The organism is Rivularia sp. UHCC 0363, from assembly GCF_034931125.1.
GTDB lineage: Bacteria > Cyanobacteriota > Cyanobacteriia > Cyanobacteriales > Nostocaceae > Rivularia.
The window spans coordinates 36,344-56,815 of the sequence record NZ_JAYGHM010000046.1 but is presented as its reverse complement, the minus strand read 5'-3'; the positions used below and the strand labels follow the sequence as shown (position 1 = coordinate 56,815).

At 38.9% G+C, this 20,472-nt stretch carries 21 protein-coding genes and 1 pseudogene; 9 read left to right on the top strand and 13 right to left on the bottom strand.

Annotated features, from left to right (window positions below):
- Positions 1–71: 71 nt before the first annotated feature.
- The gene (locus VB797_RS23195) at positions 72–374 is read left to right on the top strand and encodes a chaperone modulator CbpM (RefSeq protein ID WP_323240104.1); all 303 of its coding nucleotides are present in this window, start codon (positions 72–74) and stop codon (positions 372–374) included.
- A gap of 464 nt (positions 375–838) precedes the next feature.
- Here VB797_RS23195 and VB797_RS23190 read toward each other — a convergent pair whose 3' ends face one another.
- Positions 839–2,422 (bottom strand): B12-binding domain-containing radical SAM protein, encoded by a 1,584-nt coding sequence (locus tag VB797_RS23190; RefSeq protein WP_323240103.1) that lies wholly within the window; start codon positions 2,420–2,422, stop codon positions 839–841.
- A gap of 370 nt (positions 2,423–2,792) precedes the next feature.
- On the opposite strand from VB797_RS23190, the gene VB797_RS23185 reads away from it, so the two are divergent.
- Positions 2,793–2,957 (top strand): hypothetical protein, encoded by a 165-nt coding sequence (locus VB797_RS23185; RefSeq protein WP_323240102.1) that lies wholly within the window; start codon positions 2,793–2,795, stop codon positions 2,955–2,957.
- 180 nt (positions 2,958–3,137) lie between these two features.
- On the opposite strand, the gene VB797_RS23180 is transcribed toward VB797_RS23185, so the two are convergent.
- From VB797_RS23180 to VB797_RS23170, 3 genes and pseudogenes are all read right to left on the bottom strand, one after another.
- Positions 3,138–3,350: a hypothetical protein gene (locus tag VB797_RS23180; RefSeq protein ID WP_323240101.1), complete on the bottom strand. Its 213-nt coding sequence runs from the start codon at positions 3,348–3,350 to the stop codon at positions 3,138–3,140.
- 264 nt (positions 3,351–3,614) lie between these two features.
- Positions 3,615–3,821, bottom strand: a pseudogene (locus VB797_RS23175) (sensor histidine kinase); the annotation flags it as partial.
- Between the two features lie 154 nt (positions 3,822–3,975).
- Positions 3,976–4,101 (bottom strand): hypothetical protein, encoded by a 126-nt coding sequence (locus tag VB797_RS23170; RefSeq protein ID WP_323240100.1) that lies wholly within the window; start codon positions 4,099–4,101, stop codon positions 3,976–3,978.
- 132 nt (positions 4,102–4,233) lie between these two features.
- On the opposite strand from VB797_RS23170, the gene VB797_RS23165 reads away from it, so the two are divergent.
- From VB797_RS23165 to VB797_RS23150, 4 genes are all read left to right on the top strand, one after another.
- Positions 4,234–5,007 (top strand): MOSC domain-containing protein, encoded by a 774-nt coding sequence (locus tag VB797_RS23165; RefSeq protein WP_323240099.1) that lies wholly within the window; start codon positions 4,234–4,236, stop codon positions 5,005–5,007.
- 190 nt (positions 5,008–5,197) lie between these two features.
- Positions 5,198–5,665: a GNAT family N-acetyltransferase gene (locus VB797_RS23160; protein ID WP_323240098.1), complete on the top strand. Its 468-nt coding sequence runs from the start codon at positions 5,198–5,200 to the stop codon at positions 5,663–5,665.
- Positions 5,666–5,751: 86 nt separating this feature from the next.
- Positions 5,752–6,450: a pyridoxamine 5'-phosphate oxidase family protein gene (locus VB797_RS23155; protein WP_323240097.1), complete on the top strand. Its 699-nt coding sequence runs from the start codon at positions 5,752–5,754 to the stop codon at positions 6,448–6,450.
- 110 nt (positions 6,451–6,560) lie between these two features.
- Positions 6,561–7,442, top strand: coding sequence for a bile acid:sodium symporter family protein (locus VB797_RS23150; RefSeq protein WP_323240096.1), 882 nt, complete (start codon positions 6,561–6,563; stop codon positions 7,440–7,442).
- 70 nt (positions 7,443–7,512) lie between these two features.
- Here the strand turns inward: VB797_RS23150 and VB797_RS23145 are convergent, their stop codons facing one another.
- The 4 genes from VB797_RS23145 to VB797_RS23130 form a co-directional block, all read right to left on the bottom strand.
- Positions 7,513–8,082, bottom strand: coding sequence for a Uma2 family endonuclease (locus tag VB797_RS23145; protein ID WP_323240095.1), 570 nt, complete (start codon positions 8,080–8,082; stop codon positions 7,513–7,515).
- Positions 8,083–8,504: 422 nt separating this feature from the next.
- Positions 8,505–9,269 carry a ferritin-like domain-containing protein gene (locus VB797_RS23140; RefSeq protein WP_323240094.1) on the bottom strand — a complete coding sequence of 255 codons (765 nt, stop codon included), beginning with the start codon at positions 9,267–9,269 and terminating at the stop codon, positions 8,505–8,507.
- A 62-nt stretch (positions 9,270–9,331) separates the two neighbouring features.
- Positions 9,332–9,673: a hypothetical protein gene (locus VB797_RS23135; RefSeq protein ID WP_323240093.1), complete on the bottom strand. Its 342-nt coding sequence runs from the start codon at positions 9,671–9,673 to the stop codon at positions 9,332–9,334.
- Positions 9,674–9,717: 44 nt separating this feature from the next.
- The gene (locus tag VB797_RS23130) at positions 9,718–11,181 is read right to left on the bottom strand and encodes a CIA30 family protein (protein ID WP_323240092.1); all 1,464 of its coding nucleotides are present in this window, start codon (positions 11,179–11,181) and stop codon (positions 9,718–9,720) included.
- Positions 11,182–11,653: 472 nt separating this feature from the next.
- On the opposite strand from VB797_RS23130, the gene VB797_RS23125 reads away from it, so the two are divergent.
- Complete coding sequence (locus VB797_RS23125) at positions 11,654–12,142, top strand: HugZ family protein (protein WP_323240091.1); 489 nt, start codon at positions 11,654–11,656, stop codon at positions 12,140–12,142.
- A gap of 216 nt (positions 12,143–12,358) precedes the next feature.
- Positions 12,359–13,243 carry an alpha/beta hydrolase gene (locus VB797_RS23120; protein ID WP_323240090.1) on the top strand — a complete coding sequence of 295 codons (885 nt, stop codon included), beginning with the start codon at positions 12,359–12,361 and terminating at the stop codon, positions 13,241–13,243.
- A gap of 188 nt (positions 13,244–13,431) precedes the next feature.
- Here the strand turns inward: VB797_RS23120 and VB797_RS23115 are convergent, their stop codons facing one another.
- The 5 genes from VB797_RS23115 to surE all read right to left on the bottom strand — a co-directional run bounded on the left by VB797_RS23115 (position 13,432) and on the right by surE (position 18,877).
- Positions 13,432–13,866, bottom strand: a complete 435-nt coding sequence (locus tag VB797_RS23115; RefSeq protein ID WP_323240089.1) for a hypothetical protein — start codon at positions 13,864–13,866, stop codon at positions 13,432–13,434.
- A gap of 761 nt (positions 13,867–14,627) precedes the next feature.
- On the bottom strand, positions 14,628–15,536 hold the full coding sequence (locus tag VB797_RS23110) for a MoxR family ATPase (RefSeq protein WP_323240088.1): 909 nt from the start codon (positions 15,534–15,536) through the stop codon (positions 14,628–14,630).
- A 150-nt stretch (positions 15,537–15,686) separates the two neighbouring features.
- Entirely contained in the window at positions 15,687–16,685 is a 999-nt protein-coding gene (locus tag VB797_RS23105) for a bifunctional riboflavin kinase/FAD synthetase (RefSeq protein ID WP_323240087.1), read from the bottom strand.
- Positions 16,686–16,894: 209 nt separating this feature from the next.
- The gene (locus VB797_RS23100; protein ID WP_323240086.1) at positions 16,895–17,791 is read right to left on the bottom strand and encodes an MBL fold metallo-hydrolase; all 897 of its coding nucleotides are present in this window, start codon (positions 17,789–17,791) and stop codon (positions 16,895–16,897) included.
- A gap of 288 nt (positions 17,792–18,079) precedes the next feature.
- Positions 18,080–18,877, bottom strand: coding sequence for a 5'/3'-nucleotidase SurE (gene surE / locus VB797_RS23095; protein ID WP_323240085.1), 798 nt, complete (start codon positions 18,875–18,877; stop codon positions 18,080–18,082).
- Positions 18,878–19,202: 325 nt separating this feature from the next.
- Here surE and pheS point away from each other — a divergent pair, with 325 nt between their 5' ends.
- The gene (gene pheS / locus VB797_RS23090) at positions 19,203–20,198 is read left to right on the top strand and encodes a phenylalanine--tRNA ligase subunit alpha (RefSeq protein ID WP_323240084.1); all 996 of its coding nucleotides are present in this window, start codon (positions 19,203–19,205) and stop codon (positions 20,196–20,198) included.
- Positions 20,199–20,472 lie beyond the last annotated feature (274 nt).

Here is a 20,472-nt window from a genome sequence, read left to right as displayed (position 1 = left end):
TTGGGAATAGGAGTTAGGAGTTATTTATTCTTGTCCCTTTGTCCCCCCATCCCTTATTGAGGTATTAATTTATGAATCAAATATCCCGTTTCGTGGTTTCTGTTGATGGAGAAGACTTAATCAGCTTCGAGCAAGCGGCTACTATTACACAAACATCAGTTACTGTTATTGAACGCTTTAGCAGCTTAGGTTTAATTGAACCAGAAGGAGTGATGTTGCGTCCCCAAGATGTAACTCGCATTATGCAAATTATTCGTTTACGTCAAGACTTAGGATTAAACTTGATTGGTGCATCAATGGTGTTAGAGATGGCACAAGAAATAGCTCAATTAAAATCGCAAGTAGAAGCTTTGAGGAAAAACAGCGAGCAGTGAGCAGTTAAGTTGTTACGCATTTAAATTGTATAAGACAAGATCGCAAGATGCATGTCCTTACGGACACGCTGCGCTACCGCACTACAATGTTTTCACGGTTATGTCCTACGGACACGCTTCGCTAACGCATTATACAATTTAGCTGCACATCAGCTTAGGAGTTAGGAGTTAAAATAAACTTTGATTTTTCCCCATCTCGCTATCTGCCAAAAATGCCGATTCATGGTAGTCAATTCAAAGTAAAGGTAACTCAATTACAAATTCTGTTCCTTCCCCGAATGTTGAAGTACAACTTAACTAACCCTGATGTTTTGAGAACCTAAAATACTTAACCTTGGCGATGATAATTTTTCCGCAAGCAGATATGATATTCATAAACTTAGGTATATATATAAATACAAAGAATTGTAGAAATGGCTTTAAATACCTCTTCTACAACCTTCTTTCACCTATAATTTAATCAATTACGCTTTAACAACTTCAGCTTTTTTCACGGGTACATAAGGCTTTTCTGCACCTTGAGCTAAATATTCTGCAAGCTGAGATTCGATTTGCTCGCGGACAATTTGACGGTATTCCAGAAAATGTTCGTTGTGAGCGCAGGTAGATAAATAATGTTCAAAGACTGCGGGGTTATGCTTGAGAATACTAAATAAATGATGCCAGAATTTCCAGCGAGTTTCGCGTTTAATACCTTGTCGCCAAATAACAGTTGCAAGTGCTTTTACAACCACCCATTCTGGCATTTTAGCTGGTGCTTTCCAACTCGGTTTACCCATCATTAAAAAGCAGCGATAGGTACGGTCTAAATAAGCTATGGGGTCATATAAAGCACAAAATGCTTCAATATATTCCCTGCCAATTTCTTGTAGCGGACGAGTCGCAATAAAGTTCATTAACGTGGTTTGGTTAATGTTTCCGTCTTGAGATTCGCGCAATCTGCCTTCTTTTTCTAAACGATGCCATAATGCGGTATTGGGTAACGCTTGCAACATCGCAAAAGTCGTAGAAGGAATCGCTGCTTGTTCCGCAAAACGGACAATGCGAGATCCAGCACCGGATTTTTCGCCATCGAAGCCAATAATAAAGCCAGCCATCGGACGCAAACCCGCTTTAATAATAGACTGTACGGATTCAACGAGGGAATTGCGAGTGTTTTGAAATTTCTTTGTTAGCTGCAAACTGTCTTCGTCTGGTGTCTCAATACCCAAAAATACCGCAGCAAAACCACATTCAACCATCAATTCCATCAATTCTGGGTCTTGTGCTAAATCAATTGAGGCTTCAGTATCAAAGCGGAATGGATATTGATGTGCTTTCATCCATACTTTTAACTCTTGGAGCAACAGCTTAACGTTGCGCTTATTGCCAATAAAGTTATCATCCACCATGAACACACCCCTCCGCCAACCTAATTCATATAAATAATCCAATTCAGCTAACAGTTGCGCTGGAGTTTTGGTACGAGGTTTGCGTCCGTAAAGCACAATAATGTCGCAAAATTCGCATTGAAACGGACAACCGCGAGAAAATTGCACCGACATCATGTCGTAAGCATCTCTTTCTAACAAATCAAAGCGAGGAATAGGTGTTGTCGTGACATCTGGTTTTTCCGTAGTACGAAATACACCACTTGTTTCACCAGCTTTGACTGCTTCGACAAACATTGGTAAAGTAATTTCCCCTTCATCAAGGATGAGAAAATCGACTCCAGCTTCTTGAGCAACTTGGGGTACGGAAGTTGGATATGGACCCCCCACTGCAACTAATTTACCGTGTTGTTTTGCAACTTTTATCTGGTCGCATAAGTCTTCTTTTTGCACAATCATTGCAGATAAAATTACCATATCTGCCCATTCCCATTCGGCTTCCGTCACCGAACGAATATTACGGTCTACTAATTTAAATTCCCATTCTTGGGGTAAAATTGCGGCTACAGTAACTAACCCTAAAGGTGGTAGTAAAACTTTTTTATTTACCAATTCTAAAATTTTTTCATAAGACCAAAAAGTTTTTGGAAATAAAGGATAAATTAATAAAACTCTCATTGTCCACTCCTCTTGAGTAATTCGATAGTTGATTAAGTTTTTCTTCGTAAACTGACTATTTCAGGACTAATGCACGGATTAATGTATTTATAATCACAATGGTTTTCTTGACAATGATACAGCGAAGCTAAACGCAAACTATTCTTATCTCTTTATGCTACGTAAGTATTTGATTTGTATATTGATTCTAGCGTACAAATTAATGCTAAATTACATTCCGTAATAGAGAATAGGCAATAGTGGAAATAACCCTCGTTTGCTAAGCACAAGCAAGCGGTCGGCAAGGTGAGGTTTTAAAAGTATTGGACTCACTTACTTGTTATGCGATCGCAAGTAGAATATAAAATAAAAGGAACTCATAAAATCTCTTATGACTTGGAAACCCCAGACTGAAAAAGATAAATTAAAGGTAAATACTAATACAAATATTGAGAAAGTAGTAGAAAATGAAAAGATTTTATGTCCTCACTGCAAACGCACAGCTACAAATGGTATAAAATGTAAAGGAATTTGTGTTGCTGATAATGATTATTAAGGAGCAGGTAATTCAATTAAAAACTCAGTTCCTTTCAAACTTCTTGAGTGCGGCGATCACATCAGCAATATCCATTTTGATTAGTAACTATTAAATCTCAGATAATCTTATTTACGTATTTATATTGAAAATAATCCGGCTTTTTATCTTCTCTAGATGAAAATAAATATACACTATCCTTTATTGATCGGAGTTGGCACAATTAGTAGCGATCGCTCGTCCAGGAAAGGAAATTTGCACTATTTTTTCTTTGAGATGGCATATATAAAACTGAAACTTACCATGATTGCGATGGTAATCTCCGTGTCCTGTTTTCTTAGTTACTATTCCAAGTCGTTTCTTGATTGGACTGCAAATGCTGGTGGATTCGGCTCTTGCTCTTGGTGTTCCCAAACACATCCTTTTTACGTTGCAACAAACCAAGAGATAGCTAACTTTTTTAACCTAGCTTGTCTTACCGGAGGACTAACATTTTCCTCATGTATTCTGCTTCTAAATTTAAAAAAAAAATGATTGATTTTTGTAATCGGCACCAGGTGCATTTGCTTTTGTCTTGTCATCATTATTACTTACGCCAAATTAAATGTGGTTTATAAAAAACGGATCAATTCATTGAGTGTTGTAGAGCGTCAATAATTAAAGCTCAGCAAAATTGGATTAAATTTCGCGACTGTTAACTGGTAATTCAATTACAAACTCTGTACCTTCACCAGGAATAGAATCGCAAGATATTTTTCCATGATGTTTTTCAGTAATAATTTGATAACTAATTGATAAACCCAAACCAGTACCTTTACCTACGGGTTTGGTTGTGAAAAACGGATCGAAAATGCGTAGCTGAATTGCTTCAGGAATCCCAATTCCATATTAGAACAAGGTAGTAGGGGCAAGGCTTTGAGACTAATTTACATTCTGTTACATATTTGGTTTGGTTTGTACCAACTTACTACTCCCTTCCCGCTCTAAATTTACCTATCTTTGTTTACTTCTTTCCTCAGCGCTCTCTGCACGCCACTTGCTACAAGTCGGGGAACCCGCCCAACGCAGTGGCTTGTCTCAGCGGTTTTTTAATCGGTAATCTTCTGCCGGGAAGGGAGTAATTTACTGATGGATATAATGCGATCGCCTCCGTTTTTCGAGACATGATGTCTAAAGCTATCTAAAATCTATATTAAAGTGGACTGGTGCTAAATCGCAAAATTGGCTATTGTAACCAGCCACTATCTAAATTAAGCTATTCTTAAGTTCAAGTTCAGGGATTTTGCGGAGGCTAAATATGCCCCATGTAGCCAGAATTTATATCTATCCGATTAAGTCACTTGATGGGGTGGAAGTTAAACAAGCGAGGGTTTTGCAGAGTGGTGCGTTGGAGTGCGATCGCCAATTTGCCATTTTTGACGAGCAAGGTAAGTTTGTCAATGCTAAACGTCATCCTAAAATACATTTATTGCGCTCAAAGTTTGATTTAGAAAATAAAATTGTATCTTTGCAAATCCTAGGTAGCGATACAGAAGATTTTAATTTAGAGTCAGAAATTCCACGTTTAGAAGTTTGGCTAAGCAAGTTTTTTGGTTTTACCGTTAAATTACGAAATAACCTAATAACTGGCTTTCCCGATGATACAGTTTCACCGGGACCAACTATTGTTAGTACTGCCACTTTAAAAGAAGTTGCTTCCTGGTATTCTGATTTAAATGAAGACGATATCCGCCGTCGAATGCGTACCACTATTGAAATAGATGGAGTACCAGCATTTTGGGAAGATAAGCTGTTTTGTGAAAGCGATAATACGATCAATTTTAAAGTTGGGAATCTGCAATTTGTAGGTGTAAATCCATGTCAGCGCTGTATTGTTCCCACAAGAGATGCAGTTACAGGAGAAGTTAATTCTGATTTTCAAAAGATATTTGTTAATAAACGTAGAGATTTACCGGAGTGGGTAAATAAATCTCGTTTCAATCATTATTATAAGCTGGCAGTAAATACTCGATTAGCTAGTGAAGAGTTTGGGAATGAAGTTATTAAAGTTGGTGATGAATTGATTTTGTAGGGTGTGTTACGGCTCGTAATGTTTTCTAAGTAAAAAAGATGTTATTTTTGCCGTAACGCACCAAGATTTGATGGAAAAAACCGCAGAGACGCAGCGAAAAGTGTGGTCTTGGGGGCTCCCCCATGAACAACTTTTCAAGACAGAGTACGCGGAGAAAGAGAAAAAGAGAGATTATTAGTTTTATAAAGAGATGAATCTTAAAATTAGAGAAACAACTCCAAAAGAAGATTCTATAATTGCAGAGCATTTTTATCAAATGTGGTTAGATGTCGGTGTTGCTGAAAAGTTGATTAAACCGAACCATCGCGATCTGACTTTAGAGTTTATCAAACAAGCTCGTCAAGACTTATTTTACAAAGGTTTTGTTGCTGAGGTTGATCGTCTAATTGTCGGCTCTGCAAGTTGTCAACTTTTCACAGGTTTATATTCACTAATCTTAGAAGAAGAATATCGTAAATACGGATACATTTGGGGCGTTTACGTCGAATCTTCTTACCGTAGAAAAGGAATAGCAAAACAATTAACTAACGCTACTGTTGAGCATTTGAAATCTATCAATTGTACAAAAGCTATTTTAAATGCTTCACCAGCAGGAAAACCCGTTTATGAAAGTTTGGGCTTTTCATCAAGTAATGGGATGCAATTAGATTTGATTTAAATCTTTTTGTTCGTAGTAAGGGCTTCAGCCCTTTTATTTAACTCAATTAACAAAGCACTAAAGTGCTTACTACAAACCAAAAAACCATGACTACTTCCAACAACGAAACCAATCAACAACTTACCCCCACCCAACGCAGCAAAATTAAAAGAATACCCAAACGCGGTAATTATGAAACCCAAGTTATTTACAACATTTTAGATGAAGCGTTAATTTGTCATGTGGGATTTATTGCAAACAATCAACCCTTTGTAATTCCCACCGCTTACGGAAGAGTTGACGATAAACTTTATATTCACGGTTCACCAGCTAGTAGAATGTTGCGTACTTTAGATCGAGGTATCGAAGTATGCGTTACGGTAACTTTATTAGATGGACTCGTATTAGCACGTTCGGCTTTTCATCACTCGATGAATTATCGTTCGGTAGTTATATTCGGTACTGCGACTCTAGTAAATAATACTGAAGAAAAATCGGAAGCGCTGCGAGCCTTTACCGAACACGTAATACCGCAACGTTGGAAAGAAGTACGTCAGCCAAGTAAACAAGAGTTAGAGGGAACGATGGTACTTTCTCTACCTTTAACTGAAGCGTCTGCAAAGATGCGGACGGGAAATCCTATAGATGATGAAGCGGATTATGATTTACCAGTTTGGGCTGGTGTTTTACCTTTGCAGAGAGTTGCGGGTAAAGCGATCGCTGATGACCGTTTGGTTGCAGGTGTTGAGGTTCCAGATTACGTGAAGAATTATGTTCGTAATAATGGCTTGAGAGAAAGGGAATAGAGAATAGAAAGATGTCGATAAGTCAATTATAATTACTTGCTAATAACTGCATAAGTTGTATTGCGATTCACCCATTTAATTATAGAAGCAAGTAATAACAAATAATCAAAATGGAAGCATCTTTTTTTACTGTAGTTTTTTTACCTGTTGCCTTAGCTGTAATTATGTTAGGGATGGGTTTATCTCTGGTACCCGATGACTTTTTGCGGGTCGCGAAATACCCCAAAGCTGCATTGGTAGGTTTAATTAGTCAATTAATCGTCTTACCTTTAATCGGGTTTGTAATTGTCAAAATTATTCCCATGCCTAATTTTATCGCCGTTGGATTATTAATATTAACGCTTTGTCCAGGTGGAGTTACATCAAACATGATCTCTTATTTTGCCAAAGGAGATGTAGCTCTTTCTGTTACTCTGACAGCTTTAAGTAGTACGATAACAGTGTTTACTATTCCGATTTTTACCAATTTAACGCTTCGGTATTTTATTGGGACAACAAGCGCGGTCGTACTACCAATTAGCACGACTATGTTACAAATTTTTGTCGTAACATTAATACCAATTGGTTTGGGAATGTTAATCAAACAACTATTTCCCGAACTCGCACGACGATTAGAAAAAGCCACTAATAAAATTGCGATCGCGTTTTTAATTTTGATTATTTCGGCGTTGATTATTCGCGAATGGTCGCGTTTACCGGGGTTTATCGCTCAAGTCGGCATTGGGGTTGTGTTATTAAACATATCGGCAATGTTGACGGGATTTTATATTGGTAAATTATTTAATTTAAGTATGCCTCAGCGCATAAGTATTGCGATAGAAGTGGGATTTCAGAACGGAACTTTAGCGATCGCTGTGACTGCGGGATTATTAAATAACCCTGATATGGCGATTCCCGCAGCCATTTATAGTTTATTTATGTACATCACGGGTTTTCTTGCTATTCGCTACGGTCGCAGATACGCACGTTTGTATCCATCCACTCAGGAATGACTCGAAGTTTAGTTGATTCAAATAAAGCGATCGCGTTTAGAGATGGAAAGTACATAAAATATTTTACAACTTAACTAAACAATACATCTTCATAAAGTGCGCTCATCTCTACTTCCAAATTAATACTTTGAAGTTCAAAATATTTTTCCCCGGAAGCATAAAACTGTAATACCCAAAGCCCTTCACTATTACGCCGAAAACAATCAACTCGCGGACGTTTTACGTTAATTAAAACGTATTCTTGCAGGGTTTCTAATTGTTGATAATCAGCGAATTTATCACCTCGATCAAATGCTTCTGTTGAGTCGGATAAAACTTCAACAATTAAACAAGGGAATTTCTTTTCTTTAGTATTTTCCCGATCTCGTTCGTCGCAAGTAACCATCACATCGGGATAATAGTAACGATTTAGTTTTTCAATCCGAGCTTTCATATCTGAAATGAAAACGCGACAACCGGAGCCGCGTACATGACTACGGAGCAGTGTAGCTAAGTTTAATGAAACAGTAACATGAGCATCGTTAGCACCAGCCATTGCATAAGCGTAACCGTCGATGTATTCGTGTTTAACATCACTTTCTAACTCCAGTTGGAGGTACTCTTCTGGAGTGATGTACTTTGATTGTGGGGATGCGACCATTGTTTTGAGTTGAGAAAGATTATTTTTAAGTAGGTAAACGCAATTAAATATAAGATAAAACCTCACCCTCAATCCCTCTCCTTATCAAGGCTACCGTGTACACACAAGTACTCTCCATAAGGGTTTCATTGATTTCAACCCCGTTAAATCGTCATTACGAGCGTTCATCGAAGATGTTCCCGAAGGGTAGCGAAGTAATCGCAAGATGTTGGGATTGCTTCGTCGTTCCTCCTTCCCTAAGAGGGAACACTCTGTGAATCTGCGCTTACGCACACGCAATGACAGGGCTTCGAGCGATTTAGCTCATAGTTCAAAAGTCGCTTCCAGGTAGGAATTTAAGACTTCTGTGTACACCGTAGCCTTATCAAGGAGAGGGAAGCCGGAGGTAAGGTGAGGTTTTACATTTAATTTGATCCACTTACTTATCTAGCAACTATTAATTCAGTTTCTTGATTCGATGATTCATCATCTTGTACTAAAGAACGCTGGTTATCTTTACCCTGCAACTTGTTAGCAATAAACGCTGTTATAGCATTTACTTTGCGCGATCGCCATTCATCAACTAGCTGCTGTACCTGGATTGCACTCATTCGTCGGGTCATTGCTTCATAAAGATATGCTGCATGGGTTGTTTCATCGCGAGCAATGCTGAGCATCCCTAATTTAAGATTACGCGCTTTAGAATCATTTTCGGGTAAAACTTTTGCCATCCGAGCAAAGTCTTTACTTGCGTCCAATTCTAATATATAGGTGCTAGCCATAAACGCATTCCAATCAATGCATTCTGCTTTTAATTGTTCTGCTTCATAACCTTCGTAATATATACCAAAGAATGAATTACGACGCTGTTCTGATTTTTTATCAGTAGTATTTTCTTCTTTTGTTTCTGATGGTCGATTTTTAAAGTCTATAACTTTTTTATCAAGCTGTTTGAGCGCATTAGCAAAAATTTGTCCGTGTTTATTTTCGTCTTCTGCGTGTTTTGCTAGTTTCTCCGCAAGCCATGTATCACCTTCAGTAGCTGCACGTTGACTGAGCTTGGTTAAGAACGGAACGGAACCTGATTCTGCTAGTTGAAATCCTGCTAAAATATTGGGACGGGTTTTAATATCCCGAATTTGTAACGCGCTAAAATAAGCACTTGCACCAGAACCCGCTAAATGCATGATATAGGTAAGAAGATTCATACTTAATTATCAGTTGTTAATGGTTAGTTATTAGTAATTAGTTTTCGTTCCAGAAGATGCGATTAATTCATTTCTAACTGAGAAACTCTTTTTTGCAGCTGTTTCACATCTTGCTTCAACTCAATTACTAAAGTTGCGAGTCTATCAAACATTTTATCACGTTCTGACTGCGATAGTCTTCTCATAGGAGGCTGTGATGGTAGATTATTTGGAATATTTGGTAATGATGAACCGGATCGATTTATCTGTGTTTCTATCCGACTTATTTGCGATTCTAGACGGTAAACATTAGATTCTAAATTACTCAAACGCGATTCTAATAATCCAGAAACAGCCTTATCAGAAAGTAAGCCACCCCAAATAAGAATGACTAAAATTACTGTCAACAATAACTTGTTAAACATGGAATAGGGGATTAGGAAACAAGTAGAAAATAATTATTAGCTGTTCACTGTTCACTGCTGAGGGTTTTAAATAATTTTTCCCAATCTATATAACTTGCGTTATTCTCTCCTTGTTTTACTTCAAAGGTAACGTTACAAGCTGATGGTTCTTGTAGGGCTTGTACGCAAAGTTTAGCAATATCTTCGCGGCTAATTTTACCCTTGATATTATCACCCTGCTCAAAAATTAATTCTTTACCACCAGGTTCTTCTGTCAAAGCACATGGTCTAATTATAGTGTAAGGAATTCCACTTTGTCTTAAGCTATCTTCTCCTTTCAATTTCCAGGTTAAAATCCCTCCGAGTTGGTCATTTAATTTGACTGCTGGTGGTTCTTCTTCTAAGTTTATACCTGGTCTTCCCGGACGAGTTACTCCTGCTGAACTTACTAACACAAATTGCGGTAGAGTTTCTCCTCCGTAAGCTTTTACTGTTTCAACTTCTAAAGCAAAAGCTCCAGGGGAAAAGTTAGGATTCAAGTCTCCATCGTATTCAAATTTGCTCAACATTAACTGAAAAGAACAAATTTTATTAACGTCAATTGGAGAAGCATCTTTGACAGTTTTAGCACGAAAAACGGGGGTTAGTTCTGCAAAAGGAATCTTAACGTTTATCCAAGTATCCGCTTCCGTGTCGAAAGAATAACAATAGCCGATACCATCCCAATTTGTTTCTGTACGCAAAATAAACTTATAGCGTTTCCCATCTCCTTTGACTTTTATTTCTACACCTTCGTAACCAGATAAATTAAAAGAAGGGTCAAAATTTTTCGTTCTAACTGAAGCAAACCCGCCGGAGTTTTCGGTGGAAACGTTACCAAAAAAGACAGCTTTACCTGAAGACAATTGAATGTTACTTTGACTAACCCCACCCATAACTACATCATCTACTGCACCCCACTGATTTTGAATTTCTACGGATGGGTTACTGAAGTCAAAGATCAACTTTTCGTTTGACGGTCGAAGATTTTTACTAACAGCTTCTATTAAGTTCTTGACACCTTTATATTCCACATTTTCTGGAGTATCACCAACAATTTCTGGCATATAAAATTTAATGCCTTGATTATATTTTGCCCTATCTGGTGTGTCTCCTTCTACTGGCTGCACTCGCACCGCAGTACAGCAGATAACTGCTTGAATGTTCGTTGTTAATAGGGAATTTAAAGTTTCTGGCTTAGTAATATCAGCGACTATTAAATCAGCTTCATCGTCAAGAATTGACCTGGCTTTGTCAATATCTCGCACAAGACATCTGACTTTATAACCTTTATCAATCAGTCTTTGTACAACTCTTTTCCCAACCCCACCCGTAGCACCCGCGACTAATACTATACCCACTTTTTTCGCTCCAATTAATGTATTTGGGTTATCCTTGGAACCACCTTTGACTAAATCCTGTACCCAGTTAAGTAACGGAATTACTTCAAAGAAAGTTAGAGTTTTGACAAATCTGTTTAAATCCCACATATTTCAATTATCAATTTTAAAGCTTATTCTTTAATTTTAGCTCTTAATCGCATACTCTCTATAAGCTTGAGCTACTTGATAACGACCGTCTAGCAGTTTTCCTAACACAATTTATATTTATCCTTTTTCAAATAAAATTTGATTCATGCACGGATAAATTAATCATCCCTATAATATTACAAATGTACTATTGAATACCAGATTTAGATTTATGTTAATTTTTAATTAGAAATCTCGCTCTCAAAACCTTCATTACATTAAAAATTGTATATTTAAATTAATTTACATCCAAATAGTTAAATTTATCTAACTTTGGCACCTTTGACGGTAATTTATTTTTCATAATGTAACTTAATCCATACTTAATAATTTACGTAAACCATTCTTTTTTACGAGGTATAGAAAGGGAAATTTTAATTTATGAATATTATGCTTTGTCTAAAAAAACTTAAACATTAGTTAAATTAATTTTATGAATCAATTAGAAAAAGCTACAGCAGAATATCAACAATTTACCCGACAAATCCAAAGTATTATCATTAGTACGGTAAATAGTGAAGGAATGCCTAACGGTAGCTATACTCCGTTTGTAATGGACGAATTTAAAAATATTTATATTTATGTTAGCGGGCTTTCAACACATACGCAAAATCTCAACGCTAACCCGAATGCAAGTGTTTTGTTTATTGAAGATGAAGCCAAAACCCCACAAATATTTGCTCGTCGCAGACTAAGTTATGATTGTAGCGCGACTTTGATAGAGCGCGAAACTGAAGAATGGAAAAAAATCGTAGATCAATTTCAAACACGTTTTGGTGAAATTATTCAAATGTTGCGTAGTTTAGCCGATTTTCGGATATTTCAGCTAATTCCCCATAACGGTCGTTTCGTAATTGGATTCGGAGCAGCTTATCATATTAGTGGTGATAATCTCGACAAGCTCGTGCAAATTGGGAAATAAATAAAGGTTAAAGGTCAAAAGTTAAAGGTCAAAAGTTAAAGGTCAAAGGTCAAAGGTTAAAGGTTAAAGGTCAAAGGTTAAAGGTTAAAGGTCAAAGGTTAAAGGTTAAAGGTCAAAGGTCAAAGGTTAAAGGTCAAAGGTTAAATAACTTCTAACTCCTAATTTTTAATTGCTAATCCAAAATCTAAAATCTAAAATCCAAAATTCATAACTCCTATGCTTCAATTTCAACCTCCTGGCTTTGGACATAAAGTTATTCAAACATCCCTTGGATCAATGGTTTATTATACTCAAACTAATACACCTTGGGATATCAGCGAAAATCTGCCTTCTTTAGTTTTTCTACATAACTTTGGTGGTGGTGCGTCTGCTTATGAATGGTCAAAAGTATACTCTGCTTTTGCTGCGACTCATCGCATTTTTGCCCCAGATTTAATCGGTTGGGGTGAATCTTTTCATACAGTCCGGAATTATCAAATTAATGATTACATTACTAATATTTCCGAATTTATTAAACAAACTTGCAAGGAACCCGTAACAGTTATAGCGTCTTCTCTTACGGCTGCTTTGACTATTCGTCTTGCAATTCAAGAACCACAATTATTTAAAACTCTATTTTTATCATGTCCTTCTGGATTTGATGATTTTGGGCAAAGTAGCGGACGTAGGCTTCCTTTGGAAGTTATAAATGCACCGCTTTTAGATAATTTGATTTATAAATTGGGTGCGGAAAATGAAATAGCAGTCAGAAATTTTTTACAAAGCTTTCTATTTGCGAAACCCGCACGCATATCCTCAGAAATAGTACAGGCTTATTTAGCTTCCGCTCAACAACCTAATGCGAAATTTGCTGCTTTGTCGTTTTTACGTGGTGATTTGTATTTTGATTTGAGTTTATATATTAAACAACTTACCGTACCTACAGCGATTATTTGGGGTGAAAAAGCACAGTTTATTAATATTAACTTAGGAAAACGTTTGGCAGATTTGAACAAGAATGCAATTCGAGATTTTTATGGGATACCCGATACAGGCATATTACCGCATTTAGAAACACCAGAGATTGTCACTGGATTAATAAATAGACATCTTGTTTGTTAAGTAATTGCTTATTGAGTTATTGATTTTTGCGATCGCTATTTTCATACTGCCAAAATTGGCAATAATAAAATAGGGCTATATAAGCAATTATTTTCGGTCATCTTGGATATTTATTGTCGATGACAATTGATGAACTTAAAAACCCGGCTTTTTAGAAAAACCAGGTTTGTCGATTATAATCTCAGGTTCTAAAATGCTTCTCTGATATTATCAACAGCATCTTTAAAAGCATCCTTAGTTGCATCTACTGCATTTTGAGTGCGTGCTGCATCTTCATTAGCGCGTTTTTGAATTGTTGCTGCGTCATTTTTAGCTTTACGCTCTAAGAAATTACCGCTTCCATCTGTTGCGTCTTCAACTTTGCTAGCATTACTCTTAGCCGCATCTTTGACTTTATCTTTTACATCTCGGATAAAACCCTTGGTATTTTCAGCATCTTCGTTTGCTTTCTGCTTAGCTTCACTACCAACTGATGCAATCAAATTTTGATCGGGTGTTGCTGCGATCGCGGGGTTGTGGCTCAAAAATCCACCGACAAAAACGACTGTCACAGATAAACAAAACATCACTGTAGCTACCCAACGTCCAATCTTAGCCACAGAGGTTAAATATGTTGATTTCATAGAATACATTTGACCTGTAAATTCAGCATTCTATTTTTAATCGATTTATATCTTCTGTTCAAACTTTCCTTTGATAGAAGTTATTTAATTAGGAAGAGTGAGATTTTAGTGATAAAACTCTGACTTTTGACATAAATTTAGCAATGCTTGGATAATTTTTCGGAATTTATGGTATTGAGAATCCATTGCTTTGGTGCGTTACTCCAAAATTTTGTCGCAATACCCTATAAGGGTATCGCTACATTTACAAAGCCTGCCTCCGCAGGCTAGAGGCTTTTCAGCCCACGCAGGTGGGCTTTGCAAATGTAGCCCCAGGCTTCTAGCCTGCGGGCGATTGGGCTTACCAATTTTGTAGCAATACCCTACAAGGGTATCGCTACATTTACAAAGCCTGCCTCCGCAGGCTAGAGGCTTCTTAGCCCACGCAGGTGGGCTTTGCAATTGTAGCCCCAGGCTTCTAGCCTGCGGGCGATTAGACTTACCAATTTTGTCGCAATACCCTATAAGGGTATCGCTACATTTACAAAGCCTGCCTCCGCAGGCTAGAGGCTTCTTAGCCCACGTAGGTGGGCTTTGCAATTGTAGCCCCAGGCTTCTAGCCTGCGGGCGATTAGACTTACCAATTTTGTCGCAATACCCTACAGGGTATCGCTACATTTACAAAGCCTGCCTCCGCAGGCTAGAGGCTTTTTAGCCCACGCAGGTGGGCTTTGCAATTGTAGCCCCAGGCTTCTAGCCTGCGGGCGATTAGACTTACCGATCTAAGGAATCGCTACCACCCGCAACAAACGTTCCATAACACTTTGCGCTCTCCTTCCTCCTACCGGAATCAAACGATGACTCAAAACATGAGGAGCAATATATTTCACGTCATCGGGTATAGCATAATCGCGTCCGGAAAGATACGCAAAGGCTTGAGTAGCGCGGTGTAAAGCTACGGTACCCCTCGGACTGACACCGAGAGTAATTTCTTCATCGCACCTTGTTGCTCTTACCAAGTCAAGCATATATTGCTGCAACGAACTTTCTACCTTGATTGCAGCACAAATTCGCTGTAATTCTGCCACTTCTGCCAAACTTATACAAGGTTGTAAATCAGTAAATTTACTGTTCTCCTGAAGCCGAGATAACAATTGTAACTCTTCCTGCTCTGTCGGATAACCCAAACTCAAGGACAGCATAAATCGATCCATTTGCGCTTCTGGTAGGGGAAAAGTGCCTTGATATTCAACCGGATTTTGAGTCGCGATCGCAAAAAACGGTGTGGGAACGTTACGAGAGACACCATCAACTGTTACTTGACCTTCTTCCATGACTTCCAGCAATGCTGATTGAGTTCGGGGTGTAGCGCGGTTAATTTCGTCTGCTAGCATCACGTTCGCAAAAATCGGACCTTCGAGAAAAGTAAACTCACCAGTTTTAGGATTCCAAATATTTGTACCCGTAATATCAGTAGGTAGTAAATCGGGCGTACACTGTAACCTTTGAAACTTACCGTCAATAGAACGAGCCAAGGATTTAGCCAGCAGAGTTTTACCAACTCCAGGAACGTCTTCGAGCAAAGCGTGTCCCCCACCCAATAAGGCAACTAGCACCAAGCGGATAGCTTCGGATTTACCAACAATAGTACGAGCTAGATTTTGTGTCAGAGCGTCAATTTTATCTCTCATGCACCGAATAAGGTTAAAGGTTAAAGGTCAAAGGTCAAAGGTTAAAGGTTAAAGGTCAAGAGTTAGTAAAAATTACCTTCCCCTTATTGTCCCAATGCCCAATTCGCCATGCCCAATTCCCCAATCTATTGTTCCCATGATTAGAGTAAACTAACACCCGGTAGTGAAAAATTTTCTGGCAATGGTGCAGTCAAGCTGAATTTGAGTTTTGAGTGCTTCTAAAGAGTCAAATTTTTGTTCGGATCTGAGAAATTTTTCTAACTGGACTTCCAATTTTTGATCGTATAGATCTCCCGACCAATCGAGAATATGTACTTCTACTGTGAGGTTATTACCATTAACGGTGGGGCGATCGCCAATGTTCATTACTCCCCAATGATTCTTCAAGGTTCGATTCGGTGTATTCACAGCGTTGCTAACCCGGACTGCGTAAACTCCTTTTCGGGGCAAAAACTTGTTTTGTGGTAATTGTAAATTGGCTGTAGGGAAACCGATGGTTCTACCAAGCTGCTGTCCTTTGACTGCTTTACCAACAAGAGTATAAGCTCTTCCCAACATTCGATTGGCTCTTTCAATGTCGCCAGCTTCGAGCATTTGACGAATCGCTGAAGTGCTGATGCGGGTTTCCTCTTTTTGTATGGGTGAATCGTCTTGGTGAGTTTCTAAAGGAACTATAGTAACGGGAATACCATACTTGGCAACCAGTAGCTGTAAATCCATCGCAGTACCGCTACGTTTGGAACCAAAACAAAAATCTTTTCCCACGCTGATTCTAGAGGCTTGCAATTTTTCCACAATAATCTGCTCTACGAACTGTTCGGGAGTCAAAGCAGCTAATTCTTCATTGAAGGGGATTAATACCAGTTGTTCCACCCCCAGCAGTTCTAACTGTTGAACTTTCTCATCCACAGGAGTCAACAACATTCTGGGCTTCCCCGTAAAAAACTCTTGAGGATGCGGAACAAATGTAATAACTGTTGGGTAAATGCGTTCTGGGTCTGCTGGTTTATGCAAAATTGGCTGGATTACTCTTTGATGACCGCGATGAACGCCATCAAACTTACCAAGGGCAACAGCAGTAGGAGTTTTAATTAATTCGGTTGAAGAAGTAACCCACACAGAACACCTATTTTTAGACAGATTTGGCACGTCGATTTTAGGACGAGAGGTTGATCGAGAGAAAAGTTAGGAGTTAGGAGTTAGGAGTTAGGAGTTAGTACCACCGGAGTTAGAAATTATTTTTTATTCCCAATGCCCAATGCCCCATGCCCATTATCTATTCCCAATTCGCCATAGTTTAACTAAGGCTCTCGAATACCAATTTAATCCAAATCTATGATTAATTTGAGAAGAAAGCTTTATTTCAAATACCGACTAATAGGAAAAGTTTTTGATAAAGCAACATTCATCGGCACGTTTAGTACCATTCCTTCCTTTGCCATTACGGCACCGGGGAATTCATTAATGGCTTGTTGTCCAATCCGGTCTAAGCAATCATCGTCGTGGGCTGGGTCGTGGTGAAAAATGACTAAAGTTTTAACGTTAGCGGCTTTGGCTATTTTAACGGCTTCTTGCCAGGTGGAATGTCCCCAGCCGATTCTAGGCGATTTGGCAGAATAATACTCATCATCTGTATAAGTTGAATCATAAATAAAAATATCGGCGTTATCGGCAAGCCTTAAAACGTTTTCATCCAACTTATCAGCGTAATGCTCGGTGTCCGTTACGTAAGCAGCAGAACCACCTTGCCAATTAATTCGGTATCCTACAGATTCACCTGGATGGTTTAAAGGTGCGGTTTCTATGGCAATGTCTTCTATATGAATCGTTTTTCCCGGATTTACCCGATAAAAGTCCAGATTGGACTGCATAATCTGCAAAGGTACAGGGAAATTCGGATGCAGCATCTGGTCGTTTAGACGTTGCTCTACAGTAGAACCATCAGGTGCAACTGCACCAAAAATATGAAATTTATTACCTGGAACAAATCCAGGAGTAAAAAATGGAAACCCCTGTACGTGATCCCAATGGGAGTGAGTGAAGAAAAGATAAGCTTCTAAAGGCATTTTAGACAATAAAGATTGCCCTAAAACGTGAATTCCCGTACCCCCGTCGAAAATAAAGTGTTTGTCGCCCACTTGCATCTCAACGCAAGGGGTATTACCTCCATAACGGACGGTTTGTGGTCCCGGACAGGGAATACTGCCGCGAACACCCCAAAATTTTACGTTAAATTGATTCTCTATCCTAGACATTAGTATTGCAAGTCATCGATTGAGCGGGCGAACAATATAAAAAATCTTACTTGGTATAGTTCAATTAATGCTGTTTTGACCGTTCTTTTAGAAAGGTAAATTATAGATACAGCATATTTTTAATCGTGTTTTCGCATATAAAAAGCGAGTCACTTATAAACTTATATTGCAAGTAATTTGATTCTACGTCTAAAGATAATCTTCACAGACGTTTTTACTTTATAACCTATATTTTGCAGTAATGCATTTAACCTCCGAAAAAGCTTGCATTATTTCATTTCAAATATTTTACTCCAGCTTGAATTCCCCGAATGGCAAGTCTTTGAATCCTTTCGGATCAGTGAGATTGTAATGAAGTGGAGTAATACTGATGTAATTATCACGAATAACACACACGTCAATAGGTATATTTTCGGGCAAATCAAAGGAAACGGGCGGTTCTACATCTTCAAGAACTTCTCCGGTTAACCAGTAGTAAGTTTTACCTCGCGGATCGACTCGTTTATCAAACACGTCAACGTAGCGACGCACTCCTTGACGAGTGAATTTAACGCCTTTAATTTGCGATGATTCCACTGCCGGAATGTTAACGTTAAGTAGCATCGAATCAGGTAAAGGTTTTTGGGCTAGTTGTTCTACAAGCATCCTGGCAAATTTAGCCGCACCTGTAAAATCCTGGGAAGAGTAGCTAGTAAGACTAAATGCCACACTGGGAATTCCTTCAATTAAACCTTCCATCGCTGCCGAAACAGTACCGGAATAAAGAATTTCCGTTCCTAAGTTAGCTCCGTGGTTAATCCCAGAAAGAACCAATTCGGGGGGTGAATCTAATAAAGCCCACAGCGCTAATTTCACGCAGTCCGAGGGAGTACCATCACAAGCCCAAGCCTTGATATTAGGATGAAACACTGATTCCACAACTTCAGCACGAATCGGAGTACGCAAAGTTAACCCGTGTCCTGTAGCCGAACGTTCCCGATCCGGGCAAACTACACTCACGTCATGACCGGCTTCTGCCATAATATTGGCTAAAGCACGTATACCCAAAGCATTAACACCGTCATCGTTAGAAATTAATAATCTCATTTTTTCTACTCTCAACTGCCATAAGTAAATTTAGCAGTAAGTAGGGAGTTAGGAGTTAGGAGTGAAGAGTTAGGAGTTAGGAGTTTGGAATTAGGAGTGAAGAGTCATAAAATTATTTGTAATGTCGGCTCCGCAAGCTCCCTTACTGTTTTTTTCTATATGAAAACATTTCATTGCCTATACCCAATGCCCAATGCCCTATAACCAATTTAACAGCTATTTTTAACTCATTAATGGCATTATTACTATTGTGAGTTATTGGTTTGCTGGTCGTGAATGACTCATAACTCATAACTCATAACTCATAACTCATAACTTATAACGAATGACTAGCGATTTACAATCTCAATTAGAAGCATTACGTATTGAAGCTCAAAGAGCGATCGCCGCAGCTGATTCTTTGGAAGTTCTGGAGAAGCTGAGGGTTGATTATCTGGGTAAAAAAGGTCAGTTGGGTGTTCTGCTGCGGGGAATGGGACAATTAAGCGCGGAAGAAAGACCCCAAATTGGTGCGATCGCTAATGTTGTCAAGGAAGCTTTACAAGATAATTTAGATCGGCAGCGTGAGTCTTTGGAAAGTGCGAAAATCCAAGCCCAGATTGAAGCGGAAACTATTGATGTGACGATGCCGGGTATTTTCCGTCCTCAAGGTCGTATTCATCCATTAAATAGTGTAATTGACCGAGCGCTGGATATCTTTGTAGGTATGGGTTACACGGTAGCTGCCGGGCCGGAGATGGAAAGCGATTATTATAATTTTGAAGCACTGAATACTCCCCCAGACCATCCCGCTCGCGATATGCAGGATACGTTTTATCTTCCCGATGGAAATCTGCTGCGGACTCACACTTCTTCAGTGCAAATTCGATTCATGGAAGAAAGCGAACCACCGATTCGGATTATTGCACCGGGACGAGTTTATCGAAGAGATAATGTAGATGCAACTCATGCAGCAGTCTTTCATCAAATCGAACTTTTGGCCGTTGACGAAGGATTAACTTTTACCGACCTTAAAGGTACCATCAAGGAGTTTTTAGAAGCGATGTTCGGTGAGATAGAAGATATTCGCTTCCGCGCTAGTTACTTCCCATTCACTGAACCTTCAGCGGAAGTTGATTTACGGTGGAACGGACGCTGGTTAGAAGTGATGGGTTGCGGTATGGTAGACCCAAATGTTTTGAAAGCTGTTGGTTACGACCCAGAAGTTTACACCGGATTCGCTGCTGGTTTCGGTGTGGAGCGTTTTGCAATGGTATTACATCAACTCGACGATATTCGCCGCGTTTATGCTAGCGATTTACGATTTTTGCGGCAATTTTAATTTTGGGAATTGGTAATTGGGGATTGGTAATTGGGGATTGGGGATTGGGGATTGGGGATTGGTAATTGGGGATTGGGGATTGGGGATTGGGGATTGGTAATTGGGGATTGGTAATTGGGGATTGGGGATTGGGGATTAGGGATTGGGGATTAGGGATTAGGGATTGGTAATTGAGAAGGGAGTAAGAGTCAGAAGTAAGAAGTTATTCATACCCATTACCCATTACCCATTACCCATTACCCATTACCCATTACCCATTACCCATTACCCATTA